This is a genomic window from Halococcus sediminicola, assembly GCF_000755245.1.
GTDB classification, from domain to species: Archaea; Halobacteriota; Halobacteria; order Halobacteriales; family Halococcaceae; genus Halococcus; species Halococcus sediminicola.
The window spans coordinates 42,592-57,779 of sequence record NZ_BBMP01000010.1; the positions used below are offsets into that span (position 1 = coordinate 42,592).

Below are 15,188 nucleotides of genomic sequence, written 5' to 3' on the forward strand. Positions count from 1 at the left end.
ATAGACGTCCCAGACGGGTAAATCTCGTCCGTCGCCCCGTTTGCCGGCAGCAGGTTCTTGGCCGGCGCGAGTGGAGCACCGAGGATGGGAGAGCATCTCAGCCGCGAGCAGACCGAGGCGTGGCTCGACGAAAACGTGGTGCAGGGCATCGAGCACCAGTCGGGCGACGGGACCGAGTACAACCTCCAACTCCAGCTGTCACGGCTCCCGCTGCACGTCATCAAGGAGGAGACGTGGGGACCGCTGCGCGTCGTCGGCGAGTGTGCGTTCGACACCGACCGCGTCGCGGCGCTCGTCGAGGACGCCGGACGTCGCCAAGAGCTACTGCTGCGCCTGAACCCGGTGCTCGTGGGTGCACCCGGGTTCTATACGTTTCTCGACGACGAGGGCGACCCGTGTGACTTCCCGCACGTGCACTCGATTCTGCTCGAAGACCGCCTCTATCCCGACGGCGCGAGCCAGCAAGCGCTGATGGCGTCGGTGATGGCGACGGCGAGCACGATGCGCTCGATTCAGAACACGGCCGCCGCGCTGCAAAACCAGTCACGCCAGCGCACACGCGACGACGCGACGGAGTAGTACCTTTTATCCCCATCCACCGCGGCCTCAGACACCGAGGTCGACGGTGAGCCGCTCGATGTGGACGACTTCGGCGTCGTTTTGGACCATCTCGATGACCGAGCCGTGCTGCGAAACGTCGGTCTCGATGGCGGTGACCGAAACGTCGTAGCCCGCATCGAGCGCGCCCTCGACGAATCCGATGGCCTCTCTGGGGTCGAGGTTTTCGAGCACGACCGATAGCGACTGGCCGGTGTCGTCGGTGCTCACCTCGTCGAGTCTGTCGGCGGCGTCTTCGAGCGAGCGGTCGTCCATGTCGATGGTCACGTCTGCCATACAAGGTCGACTCGGCCGAACGGGATAAACGGCGGGGAACGCCCTCAGTTGACCTCGTTGTGCATCGCGTCGATGACCTCGTCCAGATCGGGTTCGCCGCCGCCGGGCTGTTCGCCGTAGGAGAACTCACCGTTCCCGTCCACGGATTCGCCCTGTGTCCAGCGCTTGCCGGGATCCGGTCGGTCCTCGACGTGCGTGGACATGAACTCGTAGTTGTGCTCCTGGTTTTCCTTCTCCTGGGGGAAGCTATTTGGAATAGGGACGTGGTCGTCCATCGTTTCGAGCGCGGCGTGCCACTGGTTCTGGTGCATCGTATCGCGCGCGACGAGATACGAGAGCATGTCCTGCATCCCCTCGTCGTCGGTCATCTCGTAGAGGCGTGTGGCGAGCAATCGACCTGTGGACTCGGCCATCACGTTCGCGTACATGTCAGCGGCGAGGTTGCCGCTGGCGACGACGTACCCACCCGAGAAGGGTGTGCCGTTCGAATCGACCGGCATCGCGTGGAGTCCCGCCGAAAGTGCCTGTCGGGGCTGGCCGCTGTCCATCATCTCAGCGATGACCGGGTCCTCGCGGGCCTCCTCACGCTGTGCGTTCGAGGCTCCCTGGAGGTTCTTCGCCACGGCGGTCGAGAGCATCTCGATGTGGCCGAGTTCCTCGGTCGCCGTCTCCATCAGGAGTTGGCGGTACTCCTGTTTCTCGGCCGGCACCGCGAAGGCCTGGAACATGTACTGGAGCGCGACGCGCATCTCGCCCTCGGCCCCGCCGATCGCCTGCTGGAGCATCTTCGCAAAGCGCGGGTTCGGCTCCTCGACCTCTACCTCGTACTGGAGTTCGTCGTCGTGGTAGAACATCGGTGTTGACCTCACCGAGAACACGATCGAGAACCGAATAGCGGCCGTGCCTGCGAGTGCAACCGATCGCGACGAGCGGGTCGATTTGCCGGTCACACCTACCGATTTCGTGCGGCCACGAGCGATTCAGCCCCGACAATCGTTTGAGCGTCGCCCGTCATATTGATGTATGAGACACGTCACGGTCGACGGTGTGGACGTCCCCGCGCTCGGCTTCGGCACCGCCGGCATGGACACCGACGAGGAGCGCCAACGGGCCGTCGAGGCGGCGCTCGGGGCCGGCTATCGACACATCGACACCGCACAGATGTACGACAGCGAGTCCGCGGTCGGAGCGGCGGTCGACGAGTCCGACGTCGCGCGCGAGGAGTTATTCGTGACGACGAAGTTAACACGAGACAACCGCGCATACGAGGCAGTCATCGATTCGACGCACGACAGTCTCGACCGCCTCGGCATGGAGTACGTCGATCTGTTGCTCATCCACTCGCCCGACCAGAACGTCCCCCACGAGGAGACGCTCGACGCGATGAACGAACTCGTCGACGAGGGGCTCGTCGAGCACATCGGCGTCTCGAACTTCTCGGTCGAAGAGACACGAAACGCCATCGACCACTCGACGGCACCGATTTTCACCAATCAGGTCGAGTACAGTCTCACCACCCATCAGCCCGACCTCCTCTCGTTTTGCATCGACGAAGACGTGCTGCTCACCGCCTACAGCCCGCTCAAACTCGGCGCAGACCTCGAAGACGAGGAACTCGCAGCCATCGCCGAGGCGCACGGGAAGACGGTCCGACAGGTCGCGATCCAGTGGCTGCTCCAGCAGCCGATGGTTGCGACGATCCCGCGGTCGTCGAACCCCGACCACATCGAGCAGAACAGTGCTGTCTTCGACTTCGAGCTCTCCGACGAGGAGATGAGACGCCTCTTCGAAATCGGCGGCGGCATCAACGACGACCTCGCCACGAAAATCGGTCTCTGAGTCTCTGTACTGTTCGAACGGCTCTCGGCCGTACCGCGGTCCGGCACGGTCCACGAAAGACAACGCTTAGGTCGCCCGCGCCGGCCCACTTCCCATGCACGAGACCGTGCTCCTCGTCGGCGGCGGCGGGCGCGAACACGCCATCGCGCGCAGCCTCGCCGGGAGCGACGCGGAGCTGTACGGCTGTGCGGAAACTCGCAATCCGGGCATCGCCGACCTCGCGGCGGGGTTCGAGACTTTGGACACGACGACCCCGCAGGCCGTCGTCGCCTACGCCGAAGAAGTCGACGCGACGCTCGCGGTCGTCGGTCCCGAAGCTCCCCTTCAGGCGGGTGTCGCCGACGCGCTCGCCGAAAGTGGAGTCTTTCCGTTCGGCCCGCGGGCCGACGCGGCGCGCATCGAGACCGACAAGGCCTACCAGCGGCGGTTCATGCGCGAACACGACATCCTCGGCTGTCCCGAGTTCGCGACGTTCGACGATATGGAGCGTGCCTGTGAGCACATCGACGAGAACGACGGTGATCTGGTGGTGAAGCCCGCCGGCCTCACCGGCGGGAAGGGCGTGCGCGTCATCGGCGAGCAACTCACCTCCGAAGGGGCGAAGGAGTACCTCCGAGAATCGGAGTACGACCGCGTGGTGCTCGAAGAGCGCCTCGTCGGCGAGGAGTTCACCGTTCAAGCTCTGGTGGCCGATGGCGAGGTGCGCGCGACGCCGGCCGTGCAGGATCACAAGCGTGCCTACGAGGGTGACGAGGGACCCAATACTGGTGGAATGGGAAGTTACAGCGCTGCCACGCGCGAACTCCCGTTTATGACCGAGGCGGACTACGACGCGGCCGTGTCGATCATCGAAGAGACCGTCGACGCGCTCGACGACTACACGGGCGTGCTCTACGGCCAGTTCATGCTCACGGCCGACGGACCGAAAGTCGTCGAGTTCAACGCGCGCTTCGGCGATCCCGAGGCGATGAACACCCTTCCGGTGCTCGAAACGGATTTCCTCGACGTCCTCACGGCGGCCCGTGACGGCGACCTCCTCGAACTCGCCTTCGCCGACCGAGCCACGGTCTGCAAGTACGCCGTCCCGGCTGGCTATCCAGAGAACCCCGGTGCCGGTGCGAAGGTCGACATCGATCCCGAGAGCGCGGGCGACGCGCTGCTGTTCTACGCGAGCGTCGATGAGCGCGACGACGGCATCTACACGACCACCTCGCGGGCGTTCGCGGTCGTCGGGGTCGCCGAAACCATCGAAGAGGCCGAGGAAATCGCTGCCGACGCGCTCGCTTCGGCGGACACGGCGGGCCTGCGGATGCGCCACGACATCGGCACGGCCGACCTCGTCGAGTCGCGAATCGAGCACATGGCCGACCTCCGCGAAGACGAAGGCTGATGGGTCGCCACGACCGCCTCACTGTCCATCCGACGCCCGGCCGACGAAACTCGCTGTGGCACTGGCCCGAGGCGAAGACCGTGTGGCGCATCATCTATAACTACGTCTTCGTGCTCGTCGCGCGCATCGCACCCTCGCTGCGCGTCAAGAACTGGGCACTCGGGCGCATCGGCGTCACGGTCGAACAGGGTGTCTCGTGGGGGCTCGAAGCCACCCCTGATGTTTTCTGGCCGGAACTGATCACCCTTCGAGAGGATGCCATCGTGGGCTACGACGCAACCATTCTCTGTCACGAATTTCTCCAAGAGGAATATCGCACGGGAGAGGTGGTCGTCGGCGAGCGCGCGATGATCGGCGCGGGGACCATCGTGCTCCCGGGGGTGGAGATCGGGACTGATGCGCGCGTGGCCGCGAACTCGCTGGTCGCAGACGACGTTTCGCCCGGCGCGACGGTCGCGGGCGTGCCGGCAACCGAACAGTAGGAGTCGAGTACAGGCAGTTTTATACGACAGCCATCGTTCGCTGCGAACGTCTCAATGAGTAGTAGCCACACGGGTGATTCGTCCGACGACCCGGAATGGTCGCTGGTCGGTCCCGGTCTGCTGGTCGCCGCGACCGGCGTCGGTGCCGGTGACCTCGCCGCCGGCCTCGTCGCGGGCAACAGGTATGGACTGAACTTCGTCTGGGCCGTGCTCGTCGGCATCGTCATCAAGTTCGCGCTGAACGAGGGCGTCGGGCGCTACCATCTGGCGACCGACGAGACCATCCTCGAAGGGATCCACTCGCTGGGGCGGTGGGCGAGCGGCTTCTTCGGCGGCTACTCGCTCCTGTGGGGATTCGTCTACGGCGCTGCGGTCAGTTCGTCGGCGTCACTGGCGGCGAACGCGCTCTTTCCGGCCATCCCCTTCTGGGTCTATCTGGTAGCGCATCCCATCCTCGGAGCCGTGCTGGTGCTGGCCAACCGCTACGAGACCTTCGAGAGCGTCATCACCGTCTTCATCACGTTGATGGTCGTCACCGTCGTCGGCTCCGCGATCGCCGTGTTGCCCCAACTCCCGGAAATCATCGGGACCGGCGTCCCCTCGCTGCCGGAGGGATCGATCATCTATGCGCTGGGACTCATCGGCGGCACCGGTGGAACGATCACGATGGCATCCTACGGCTACTGGCTCGCCGAGAAGGACTGGGACAGTCCAAAGTACATCCCGGTCATGCGCCGCGACGCCTCCTCGGCATACCTCATCACCGGGCTGTTCGTCATCGCGCTGATCGTCATGAGCGCGGCGCTGCTCTACGGCACCGGCGCGAGCGTCTCCGGCGAGGACGGACTGGTCGCACTGGCCGACAACCTCGGTAACCAACTCCACCCCGCGCTCCGGTATGCGTTCCTGATCGGTTTCTGGTCGGCCTCGTTCACGTCGCTGCTCGGCACGTGGCACGGCGTCTCGTACCTGTTCGCCGACTTCGTGGGCGAGTTCTCCTCGAACCCGGTCGAAGCTGATCAGCTTCGTGACACCAACGCGTACACGTTCTACGTACTGTGGCTGACGTTCCCGCCGCTACTGCTGCACTTCCTCGGCGAGCCGGTGTTCATAATCATCATCTACGGCGTGCTCGGTGCGGTCTTCATGCCGTTTCTGGCCATCACACTTCTGTTGTTGCTCAACTCGGACCGCGTGGCCGCCGCGTACAGGAACGGCGTGGTGTTCAACGCGCTGTTGACCATCAGCGCGATCCTGTTCGTCGTCCTGCTGGCGAACGAACTCAGCACGCTCGTCACGTGAGGAACTGCCGACTCGACGAGTCGGCGACCGACGATCGTTCTCCGCGACGCGAGACGTCGTCGACGGAAACGGCCCGCAGGGAGTTCTACGGCGACTCGACGAGTCGATAGCGGTACGGCTGGCGTTCGATGACCTCGACGGCTCCCGTCTCCGCTCGCCGCCCCAACACGGTGGCCACGCGGTGGGGACTGTCGAGCGCCGCGCCGCGTGCGTCGAGAAGGTCGTGAATCTCGCGGGCAGTCAGCGGTCTCTCGACTCCCGCCTCCGCGAGCACCGTCCGAATCCGCTCGAATCCGTCACGGCGGAGCTGCATACCCACACCATGTGACGGAGACACATAACGTCCCGTCAGACGACCGTCTGACGGGGTTTCGGTGTATCACCGGACGGCGGGTGGGCGACGACGAACGCGCCGTCAGACGGGTCCGTCCATCTCGTCTTCGAAATCGCGCTCGCGGCGGTAGCGCTCGACGAACTCCGTGACGTCGAAGGCGTGCATCTGCTCCTCGAACTCGCCGGTCGCCTCGGCGCTGTCGGCGTGGCTCACCGCGTGCTCCATCAGCTCGACGACGAGTTCGACGACGACTTCGTGGAGGCGTCGCGCATCGAAGTCGGCGATCCAGACGAGCGCGTAGCCGACGCTGCTGTCCTCGGAAACGTCCTCGGCGACGATCTTCTCGGGGAACTCTTCGAGGACGACGCCCATCAGATGTATCGTATCGAACTCGTCGCCATCGCTGGGTTCGATGGTCTCACGGAGAACGCCGACGAGCGACTCGGGGACGAACCGACTCGGCGGGTGGACGTCCATCACGACGGCGTGGCGTGCGCCACACGGGCAGTCGAACTCGCGCACCCCCATGTCGAGGTCCGAGACGGCGACCGACTCGCCACACGGCAACGAGATGTCGCCCCCGCGAGCGCCGGGGACACGTGGCTCGGACATGGTCGTGGTTGGCGTGGCGTGCGGTTAAAGGCCGTGGTGGGCGGTCGTGTCCCCGCCCGTCGCTGTCGATCCGTCGTCACCCGTCTCGCCTCCGCGCTCGGCGCGCAACTGGTCGTAGGCGCGGGCGGCGACGGCGATGCCGAAGACGGTGGTGAGCGCGCTCAGTACGACACTCACGACCGTGACGGCGATCGTCGCCAGCCCCGGCGACCCCGCCGCGGCCGCGAAGCCGATGATGGTTCCGGGAATCGAGACGAGGAGACCGATGAGCCAGATGGCCACGGCGAGGGCGAACAGTCCGATGCGGTGGCCGCTCGTCAACTGCCAGCTATCGGTCAGCGCGTCGACGAAATTCTTGTTCTCGACGGCGATCTCCTGGCGCACGAAGAAAAACGAGGTGGCGAAAAACGCCGCGACGAGCGGCCCGCCGATGAGCAGCCCGATCAGCCCGATGACGCCGCCGATGACCACGATGAACCAGACGACGATCCCGCCAACGAATCCGTTCAGCGTGGCCCAGACGATGTTCTCACGCACGAACGCGCCGGGAATCGACTCTGTGTGCTCGCTCACGAGCGTGCGGACGGCGACGATACGGAGCGCTTCGGCGACGAAGGGGGTGAGCGCCGCCAGTGGGACGGCGAGTAGCAGCGGAATCGGGAGCGCGAGCGGCTGTGAGCCGGTAAAATCGTCCATCTCCGTCGGGGGCGTGCCCGCTCCGCCAGGACCGCCCGGACCGGGCGGTGGTGTCTGCGTCGGAAGGTTGCCGAGCCGTTCGAGCAGTTGTACCGCCGCCGTCTGGGTGAGCACCGCACTCACGAGACCGAAGACGGCGAACGCGCCCACCAACAGCAGGCCGTTGCGCTTGAACGTCCGCGAGAAGCCGTTCCTGATCGCAACGTCGATATCGAGCGTCATGTTTCGACCCCGGACGACCGGATATTAAGTGGTTCCCTTCGGTGGGTTACGGCCAGTCGTCGCGCGACTCGGGGTCCGTCGCCTGCTCATCGGTTTCGGACTCGCCGAGCGTCCAGCCGGCGGCCGCGGCCGCCTCGTCGACCGGGAGATACTCCCACTCCAGCTCCTCGGCGAGTTTCTCGTCCTCGTCGTCCGTGCCGACGAAGACGTGGCGTTCGGTGTCGAACTGCTTTTTGACGTTCTCCAAACTCTCGCGTCGCCCGCGTGGTCCCGAGAAGAAGTCCTGTCGGATACGGTTCTTCCGGGTGAAGTTCGTCACGACGTAGGTCGGTTTTTCGGAGATCACTCCCACGTACTCGGTCCACCGGCGCGCGCCGGAGAACACCTCGGTGGGTTCGGCAAGCGCTTCGAGCGCGCTGAGTTCGAACGCCAGCGTCATGTCGCCGCTCCCGCCTTCCATGGCACGACTCCGACAGCGGCGAGGAAAACGCCTTCGATGGCTGGTCGAAAACTACTGCTCGGCGGCCGGTGCGAGGTCGTCGAGGTCGACTTCCTCTCGCATCAACACGTCCTTCTGGTCGGCGACGACGCGCTCGTCGCGGATGAGTTTCTTGTACTTCGACTGGGGCGCGAGGTCGCCGATGAGCACGCCGCCGACGATTTTTCCATCTTTGAACGCGAGTCTGCGCCACTCGGTGTCGGAAAACTTCGCCTCCGCGTGGTCGTCGCCGATCGTCGGATGGCCGAAGGAGAGAAAGGGGAAATCGAAGTGTGTGATCGAATAGGAGGATACCCAGCGGAACTCGGCCTCCTCGCCATCGGCGACCATGTTCGTACCGGCAATCGACCCCTGCTCTCTGGCGCTGCCCCACGAGCCGTTTTGGGCGTAGTCGTCGAGGATCGTGTCGTAAAACCGCGTGAGGTCGCCCGCGGCGTAGACGTCGTCGACTGAGGTCTGCATGTACTCGTCGACGACGACGCCGTCGTCGAGTTCGATGTCGGTGTGCTGGAGGATTTCGAGGTTGAAATCGAGGCCGATGGCGACGCCGGCGAACTCACAGTCGTAGGTGTCGCCGTCGGGCGTCACGGCCGCGCTGACGTGACCCGAATCGTCGACTTCGAACTTGTCGACGCCGCTGTTGAAGACGGGAGTAACGTTGTTGTCCTCCAGCGCGCCGTGGATGATGTCCGCACCGTCCTCGGAGAGGGCGTACCGCCACCAGTTCTCGCCGCGCATCAGGTAGTGGGCCTCGACGTCCTGAGCACCGCAGATGGCCGCGAAGTCGATACCCAACAAGCCGGCACCGACGACGACGCCCGTGTCGGCCGCCTCGGCGCGCTCGGCGATACCGCGGGCGTCCTCGAACGTCCAGAAGTGGTGGATGCCCTCGGCGTCGGAGTTCGGGACCGGGAGTTGGACGGGCGTGCCGCCGGTGGCGAGCAGGAGTTTGTCGTATTCCAACTGGTCGCCCTCGTGGGTGTCGACGGTGTGGGCGTCGGTGTCGATGTTTGTGACGAGCGTGTCGAGTCGGAGGTCGATGTCGCGCTCGTCGTACCAGTCGGGCTGGTGGATTGACATCGGTGCTTCGGGCAGTTTGCCCTTGGCGAACTCCTTGATGAGGATGCGGTTGTAGAGCGCCTCGCCCTCGTCGGTGATGACGACGACGTCGGCGTCGGGTGCGTCCTCGCGGATGGTCTCGGCCGCAGAACTGCCCGCGATGCCGTCGCCGATGATCACGTACGAATCGGTCATGGGGAGGCTTCGACGCCCGGGGTAATGTGAATTGCTATCTCCGCAGTCGGTTCGGCGGTCGGCACGGCCGACGCCCGCCGGTCGCTCGTCCTCCGGGGTCGGCGCTATCCCTGTGTCTCGCCGCCGTCGACGGGCAGCGCGTGGGCGGTCACGAACGAGGCGTCGGCAGAGCAGAGCCAGACGATGGCGCTCGCGATCTCGTCGGGCTGTGCCGGCCGGTCCATCGGCACGTCGGCGGTGACCGCGTCGCGCTCTTCGGGCGAGAGCGACGCGATCGCCGCCGTCTCGACGACGGCCGGGCAGACGGCGTTGACCCGCACCCCCTCGGTCGCGTACTCGACGCCGGCCGAACGGGTCAGTCCGACGACGCCGTGCTTGCTCGCCGCGTAGGGCGTCCGCCCGGGGCTGGCCTCGATACCGGCCACCGAGGCGACGTTGACGACCGCCCCGTCGTCCTTGCCGTCGAGGATCGCCGGAATCTCGTGTTTCATCCCGAGCCACGTCCCTTTCTGGGCGATTTCGATGACGCGATCCCAGTCGTCCTCGTCGATGTCGGCGGTGCGCGCCGCCGGTACCCCGGCGGCGACGTTGTTCACCGCGAAATCCAGCCCGCCGAACTCCTCGACGGTGAATTCGACCATCGCCGCGACCGCGTCCGCATCGCTGACGTCCGCCTCGACGAACGCCGCAGTTCCACCATCGTTCTCGATGCGTTCGACCGTCTCCGCGCCCGCGTCGACGTCGATGTCCGAGACGACCACCGACGCTCCCTCGCGGGCGAACCGCTCGGCCGTCGCCCTGCCGATTCCTGCTCCCGCTCCGGTCACCAGCGCCACGCCGTCGTCGATTCCGTTCATTGGTACTACAATATACTGACTATTCATTCAAATCCGTTTCGGTTCGTGGCCGGCGGAGGTGTGGGGCGGGTTCGGTTGTGCGAGGCGGTGCGTTGATGAGGCTCGCGCCCCGATTCGTCTCCATGAAACTCAAGCAGTCGGTCCGTCACTTCGCGGCCAAACAGGCGCTCACGATGCCGGTCGTCGGCGACCTCGCGGCCGGCAAGCTCGTCGATCTCCACACCCGAATCTTCACCGACAAGGCCGACCCGGACCACGCCGACGAGCGCCGCGAGCACCTCGATGGCTTCTTCGAGGCGACGATGGATTCGTATGTGGCGGCCCTCGAAGCGGGCTACACCGAGGCCGGTGCACGCGAGATCACCCACGTCCAGGCGAACTTCGACTTCTACAATCACGGCTGGGTCGAGATGATGGAGATTCCACCCGACGAACTCGACACCCACTACGACCGCTACCGGGAGTTCTTCGAAACGTTCGACGTCACCATCGCCGACCCACTCGGCACGTTCGCGCCTCCTGGTGGAATCCCCGAAGCGCCGTCGACGCCCGCAAAGCTGGACGACGAGACCCACCGCTACGCCAAGGGTGGTTTCGCCGACGACGTGTACGTGGAGGGACCGGACGGCGAACTCCTCGTCGGCGGGCAGGACGAACCCGACGACGTGGCCGTGACTGACGCCCCCGGCGTCAGCGACGACGACGTTTAGACGGCCGCGACCCACGCCCGGTAGTCGGCGGGGCGCTCGTAGATTTCAGTGAATATCCTATCGATAAATCCGGCGACGCGCTCGGGATCGGCTCGCACCGCGATACGCACGTTGGTCCCCTCGGCCTCGTCTGGGCGTTCGAGTCCCTCGATACGAAATTCGGGATAGTCGCCCAGTAGTGTTTTCAGCCGATCGAGTTCCGCGTCCGTGCAGTCGAGGTTCACGAGACCGTCGGCGAACTGCACCCACGGCGGTTGCTCGTCGTCGGCCTCCGAATCTGTCTCGATGGTGAGAAACGGGCTTTGGCGCTTCTCGTGGGCACGGATGGCGTCGGCGAACAGGCTCCTTCTATCCTCTTCGGTGGTGGCGTCGAAGCGGGTCATGAACCAGACTCGCTGCTCGTAGTGAAAAACGGGACGCTGTCGATCCGTGGCTCCGTTCGTCCATCCCGTGCAAACGAAGACGGTATCTACAAACCTTTTATCCTCCCTTCCGAAGCGGGGGTATGAGCGAAAGCCAACCCAACGTCCTGCTGCTCGGTCCACCGGGCGCGGGCAAGGGCACTCAGAGCGCGAACGTCGCCGACGAATACGACGTCCCCCACGTCACGACGGGCGACGCGCTCCGGGCGAACAAGGACATGGAAACCGAGTACGGCACACCGCGCGAGTTCATGGAAGCGGGCGAACTCGTCCCCGACCCCGTCGTGAACGAGATCGTCGCCGAAGCGCTCTCGGCGGGCGACGGCTACGTGCTCGACGGCTATCCCCGAAACACCGAACAGGCCGAGTACCTCGCGGACATCACCGCCCTCGACGTCGTCTGCCTGCTCTCGGTGAGTGAATCCGAACTCGTCGAGCGACTCACGGGGCGGCGCGTCTGTGACGAGTGCGGCGCGAACTATCACGTCGAGTTCAATCCGCCGGAAGAGGAGGGCGTCTGTGACGAGTGCGGCGGCGAACTGATCCAGCGCGAGGACGACACCGAGGACACAGTACGGGAGCGAATCAGGGTCTATCACGAGAGCACCGAGCCAGTAGTCGAATACTACCGCGAGGCAGGCGTCCTTGAGGAAATCGACGGCGAGGGAACCCCCGAAGAGGTCTGGGGGGAGTTGCGCGAGACCATCGACGCGGCGATCTGAGGCCGTCGGGATCGGCCCGAATCGGCCAGCGAAGTAAAAGGTTGATTAGCACGCACGCTGTAGAGGGTGGAAATGGGACGAACAGGCGAGAAAGCGCGCTCGCTGGTCGCCGAGGACCCCGCCTTCGCCGAGGCGCTCACGGTGGTGCTCGACCGGGCTGGCCACGCCGCCGACGAACCCACGGCCGACGGCGGCACGCACACCATCCGGTGGGCGGACGTCAGCGACGACCTCACGAGCGGGCAGTGGGGCCGACTCATCGAGACCGGCATCCTCTACGACGCCGACGGCGACGGCTTTGCGGTCTCCGATCCGGACGAAATCCGCGCGGCGCTCGGCGACGACTCCGTCGAGACCACGACCGAGGACGAGGGCTCGGGCTGGTCGACCTACGACAAACTCGCCGGACTCGGAGCGCTCGCGTTCTTCCCGGCGTACTGGTTTCCCGAGATCCGCAACGTCGTCGGCAGCGCGGCGAACGTTCTCATCGGTCCGTTCGACGCCATACTGCCCTTCTATGCGGTGGTCATCGTTCTCTCGGTGCTCACAGGACTGTATTCGACCCTGCTTCAGTCGAACCTGATGGACACCGAGAAGATGGGTGCGATACAGGAGCAGATGAACGAGATTCAGGAGCGCCGCAAGGAGGCCAAAGAGCGCGGCGACGACGCGGCTCTCGATCGGATTCAGGACGAGCAGATGGACGCGATGGGCGACCAGTTGGGGATGTTCAAAGAGCAGTTCCGCCCGATGGTCTGGATCATGCTGCTCACCATCCCGGTGTTCGTCTGGATGTACTGGAAGATCGGCATCCGTGGCGGAGCGGGCCACATCGGCAGTGCCGAATCCTCCATCGTGTTGCCGATGCTCGGGCGCATGGAGTGGACCGACCAGATCGGCGGGTTCATCTGGGTCTGGCTGCTCTGGTACTTCCTCATCTCCATCGCCTTCCGCCAGATCATCCAGAAATCGCTCAACCTCACGACGACGCCGACCTGAGAGGGACCGTCGTGAGCGCTTTTCGACCGGACTGCTGATGGCTCCGGCTCTCACGAACTGCTCGCTCCGTTGAGCGCAGTCACAACCCCTTTGTACCGCCCCGAACCGAGACACGGCATGTTTGTCACCGTATCCGGGCCGGCCGGCGTCGGCAAGAGTACGACGGCGTCGGCGCTCGCCGACGAACTCTCCTACGAACACATCAGCGGCGGGGACATCTTCCGGACGGTCGCCGACGAGCGCGGGCTGACGGCGCTCGAACTCAATCGGCTCGCCGAGGAAGAGGAAAGTATCGATCGGGCGCTCGACCGCCGCCAGCGGACGATCGCCGACGAGCGCGACGACGTGGTGCTCGAATCACGCTTGGCTGGCTGGATGGCCGGCGAGCACGCGGACCTCAAAATCTGGCTCGACGCCCCGCTCTCGGTCCGTGTCGCACGTATCGCCGACCGCGAGGACAAAGCCACCGACATCGCGCGCGAGGAGACCGAAGCCCGCGCCGCGAGCGAGGCCCAGAGATATCATGAGTACTACGGCATCGACATCGCCGATCGCTCGATCTACGACCTTACGCTGAGCACCGCCCGCTGGGGTCCCGACGCCATCGCGGGCATCCTCTATGAGGCGTGTACGGCCTACGATCCGGCGGCCGACGAGGGGCAAGTGAGCGTCGCCGTCGACTTCGAGCGGTGATGCGGGGTCCGCCGGATGAACGAGGGACCGACGAACGGCTCTCCTTCGGCGTCGTCAACCTCGACAAGCCGCCCGGACCGTCGGCGCATCAAGTCACCGGCTGGGTGCGTGACCTCGTCTCCGCGGCTCTCGCCGCTCCGGAACGTGCCGATGGGCACGCTGGCATCGACCGCGCGGCCCACGCGGGCACGCTCGACCCGAAAGTCACGGGCTGTCTGCCGATTCTCCTCGGCGACGCCACCCGGCTCGCACAGGTCTTCCTCGAAGGCGATAAGGAGTACGTCGCCGTGCTCGAACTCCACGGACCGGCACCCGAGAGCCTCGAAACCGTCCTCTCGGAGTTCGAGGGCGACATCTACCAGAAACCACCCAAAAAGAGCGCCGTCGCCCGAAAACTCCGGGTGCGCCGAGTCTCGGAACTGACGGCGCTCGAAGTCGAAGACCGACGAGTGCTCCTACGGATCCGCTGCGAAAGCGGCACCTACGTCAGAAAGCTCTGTCACGATCTCGGGCGTGCGCTCGGGGTCGGCGCGCATATGGGTGATCTCCGGCGAACTTCGACGACACCGTTCGACGATACCGATCTCGTGAGCATGCACGACCTCACGGACGCGCTCGCGTTCGCCGCGGAGGGCGATTCCGAGACACTTCTCGACACCGTCCAGCCGGCCGAGCGCGCACTCACTCACCTCCCACGGGTCACGATAGCCGACAGCGCCGCCCGCGAGGTGGCCGAGGGTGCGCCGGTCTACGCGCCCGGCGTGCTCGACGTCGAGGGCGTCCCGGAGAGAGCCGAGGAACCGCTGGTCGCGTGCTACACGCCCGACGGCGCGGCCGTCTGTCTCGGACGGCTGGTGGGGGCGGCCGACATGGAGTCGGGGACCGTGGTGGACCTCGAACGGGTCGTGGTGTAGCTCCCGACCGGCAGCAGGGAACATTCTTTTCCACTCGGTCGGTGTAACGACCACGATGGCAGACATCGAACTTCCCGACCCGGAACTCGGACGGGCGACCATCGTCTACGAAGGTCTCGACGGCGAACAGGTGAGCACGGACGTCGACAACGAGCACATCGTCTACTTCGACGACCACTGGCAGGTCAAAACCGGCGAGGATGCCGACGGCAACGACGTCATCCGTCGGATCCCGCGCAACCGCGTCAGCTACGTCGAGCGCTCGGTCGAGGAGTTCCAGGACCGCGTCGATGCGGCGGTCGACGAGGCGAAAGACCGCCTCGACCTCGGCTAGGCCGCGTTCGGTG

At 65.3% G+C, this 15,188-nt stretch carries 20 protein-coding genes; 11 read left to right on the plus strand and 9 right to left on the minus strand.

What is annotated here, in order from left to right; genetic code table 11:
- Nucleotides 1-84: 84 nt before the first annotated feature.
- A complete protein-coding gene (locus ACP97_RS07085) occupies nucleotides 85-579 on the plus strand; it encodes a hypothetical protein (protein ID WP_049997136.1) in 495 nt (164 codons plus the stop codon).
- Between the two features lie 27 nt (nucleotides 580-606).
- Here ACP97_RS07085 and ACP97_RS07090 read toward each other — a convergent pair whose 3' ends face one another.
- Nucleotides 607-894, minus strand: a complete 288-nt coding sequence (locus ACP97_RS07090) for a hypothetical protein (RefSeq protein WP_049997137.1) — start codon at nucleotides 892-894, stop codon at nucleotides 607-609.
- A gap of 44 nt (nucleotides 895-938) precedes the next feature.
- Complete coding sequence (locus tag ACP97_RS07095) at nucleotides 939-1,748, minus strand: manganese catalase family protein (RefSeq protein ID WP_049997174.1); 810 nt, start codon at nucleotides 1,746-1,748, stop codon at nucleotides 939-941.
- 169 nt (nucleotides 1,749-1,917) lie between these two features.
- On the opposite strand from ACP97_RS07095, the gene ACP97_RS07100 reads away from it, so the two are divergent.
- From ACP97_RS07100 to ACP97_RS07115, 4 genes are all read left to right on the plus strand, one after another.
- Nucleotides 1,918-2,733: an aldo/keto reductase gene (locus ACP97_RS07100; RefSeq protein ID WP_049997138.1), complete on the plus strand. Its 816-nt coding sequence runs from the start codon at nucleotides 1,918-1,920 to the stop codon at nucleotides 2,731-2,733.
- A gap of 94 nt (nucleotides 2,734-2,827) precedes the next feature.
- A complete protein-coding gene (gene purD / locus ACP97_RS07105; RefSeq protein ID WP_049997139.1) occupies nucleotides 2,828-4,123 on the plus strand; it encodes a phosphoribosylamine--glycine ligase in 1,296 nt (431 codons plus the stop codon).
- Nucleotides 4,123-4,605, plus strand: coding sequence for an acyltransferase (locus tag ACP97_RS07110; protein ID WP_049997140.1), 483 nt, complete (start codon nucleotides 4,123-4,125; stop codon nucleotides 4,603-4,605). The genes purD and ACP97_RS07110 overlap by 1 nt, the downstream gene beginning before the upstream one ends.
- Nucleotides 4,606-4,659: 54 nt before the next feature.
- A complete protein-coding gene (locus ACP97_RS07115; RefSeq protein ID WP_049997141.1) occupies nucleotides 4,660-5,907 on the plus strand; it encodes an Nramp family divalent metal transporter in 1,248 nt (415 codons plus the stop codon).
- Nucleotides 5,908-5,992: 85 nt separating this feature from the next.
- On the opposite strand, the gene ACP97_RS07120 is transcribed toward ACP97_RS07115, so the two are convergent.
- From ACP97_RS07120 to ACP97_RS07145, 6 genes are all read right to left on the minus strand, one after another.
- Entirely contained in the window at nucleotides 5,993-6,220 is a 228-nt protein-coding gene (locus tag ACP97_RS07120; protein WP_049997142.1) for a hypothetical protein, read from the minus strand.
- 102 nt (nucleotides 6,221-6,322) lie between these two features.
- The gene (locus ACP97_RS07125) at nucleotides 6,323-6,853 is read right to left on the minus strand and encodes a DUF5815 family protein (protein WP_049997143.1); all 531 of its coding nucleotides are present in this window, start codon (nucleotides 6,851-6,853) and stop codon (nucleotides 6,323-6,325) included.
- 24 nt (nucleotides 6,854-6,877) lie between these two features.
- Complete coding sequence (locus ACP97_RS07130) at nucleotides 6,878-7,771, minus strand: hypothetical protein (RefSeq protein ID WP_049997144.1); 894 nt, start codon at nucleotides 7,769-7,771, stop codon at nucleotides 6,878-6,880.
- Nucleotides 7,772-7,817: 46 nt separating this feature from the next.
- A complete protein-coding gene (locus tag ACP97_RS07135; RefSeq protein WP_049997145.1) occupies nucleotides 7,818-8,231 on the minus strand; it encodes a DUF7124 domain-containing protein in 414 nt (137 codons plus the stop codon).
- Between the two features lie 51 nt (nucleotides 8,232-8,282).
- Entirely contained in the window at nucleotides 8,283-9,524 is a 1,242-nt protein-coding gene (locus ACP97_RS07140; protein ID WP_049997146.1) for an NAD(P)/FAD-dependent oxidoreductase, read from the minus strand.
- 104 nt (nucleotides 9,525-9,628) lie between these two features.
- On the minus strand, nucleotides 9,629-10,381 hold the full coding sequence (locus ACP97_RS07145; protein WP_049997147.1) for an SDR family NAD(P)-dependent oxidoreductase: 753 nt from the start codon (nucleotides 10,379-10,381) through the stop codon (nucleotides 9,629-9,631).
- Between the two features lie 122 nt (nucleotides 10,382-10,503).
- Here ACP97_RS07145 and ACP97_RS07150 point away from each other — a divergent pair, with 122 nt between their 5' ends.
- On the plus strand, nucleotides 10,504-11,091 hold the full coding sequence (locus tag ACP97_RS07150) for a DUF6149 family protein (RefSeq protein ID WP_049997148.1): 588 nt from the start codon (nucleotides 10,504-10,506) through the stop codon (nucleotides 11,089-11,091).
- Here ACP97_RS07150 and ACP97_RS07155 read toward each other — a convergent pair.
- The gene (locus ACP97_RS07155) at nucleotides 11,088-11,474 is read right to left on the minus strand and encodes a hypothetical protein (RefSeq protein WP_049997149.1); all 387 of its coding nucleotides are present in this window, start codon (nucleotides 11,472-11,474) and stop codon (nucleotides 11,088-11,090) included. The genes ACP97_RS07150 and ACP97_RS07155 overlap by 4 nt on opposite strands.
- Before the next feature lie 122 nt (nucleotides 11,475-11,596).
- On the opposite strand from ACP97_RS07155, the gene ACP97_RS07160 reads away from it, so the two are divergent.
- The 5 genes from ACP97_RS07160 (at nucleotide 11,597) to ACP97_RS07180 (ending at nucleotide 15,175) form a co-directional block, all read left to right on the plus strand.
- A complete protein-coding gene (locus tag ACP97_RS07160; RefSeq protein WP_049997150.1) occupies nucleotides 11,597-12,235 on the plus strand; it encodes an adenylate kinase in 639 nt (212 codons plus the stop codon).
- A gap of 72 nt (nucleotides 12,236-12,307) precedes the next feature.
- On the plus strand, nucleotides 12,308-13,234 hold the full coding sequence (locus ACP97_RS07165; protein ID WP_049997151.1) for a DUF106 domain-containing protein: 927 nt from the start codon (nucleotides 12,308-12,310) through the stop codon (nucleotides 13,232-13,234).
- Nucleotides 13,235-13,351: 117 nt separating this feature from the next.
- Nucleotides 13,352-13,927 carry a (d)CMP kinase gene (gene cmk, locus ACP97_RS07170; RefSeq protein WP_049997152.1) on the plus strand — a complete coding sequence of 192 codons (576 nt, stop codon included), beginning with the start codon at nucleotides 13,352-13,354 and terminating at the stop codon, nucleotides 13,925-13,927.
- The gene (locus ACP97_RS07175; protein ID WP_049997153.1) at nucleotides 13,927-14,841 is read left to right on the plus strand and encodes an RNA-guided pseudouridylation complex pseudouridine synthase subunit Cbf5; all 915 of its coding nucleotides are present in this window, start codon (nucleotides 13,927-13,929) and stop codon (nucleotides 14,839-14,841) included. The genes cmk and ACP97_RS07175 overlap by 1 nt, the downstream gene beginning before the upstream one ends.
- 55 nt (nucleotides 14,842-14,896) lie before the next feature.
- The gene (locus ACP97_RS07180) at nucleotides 14,897-15,175 is read left to right on the plus strand and encodes a hypothetical protein (protein WP_049997154.1); all 279 of its coding nucleotides are present in this window, start codon (nucleotides 14,897-14,899) and stop codon (nucleotides 15,173-15,175) included.
- Nucleotides 15,176-15,188: the final 13 nt, after the last annotated feature.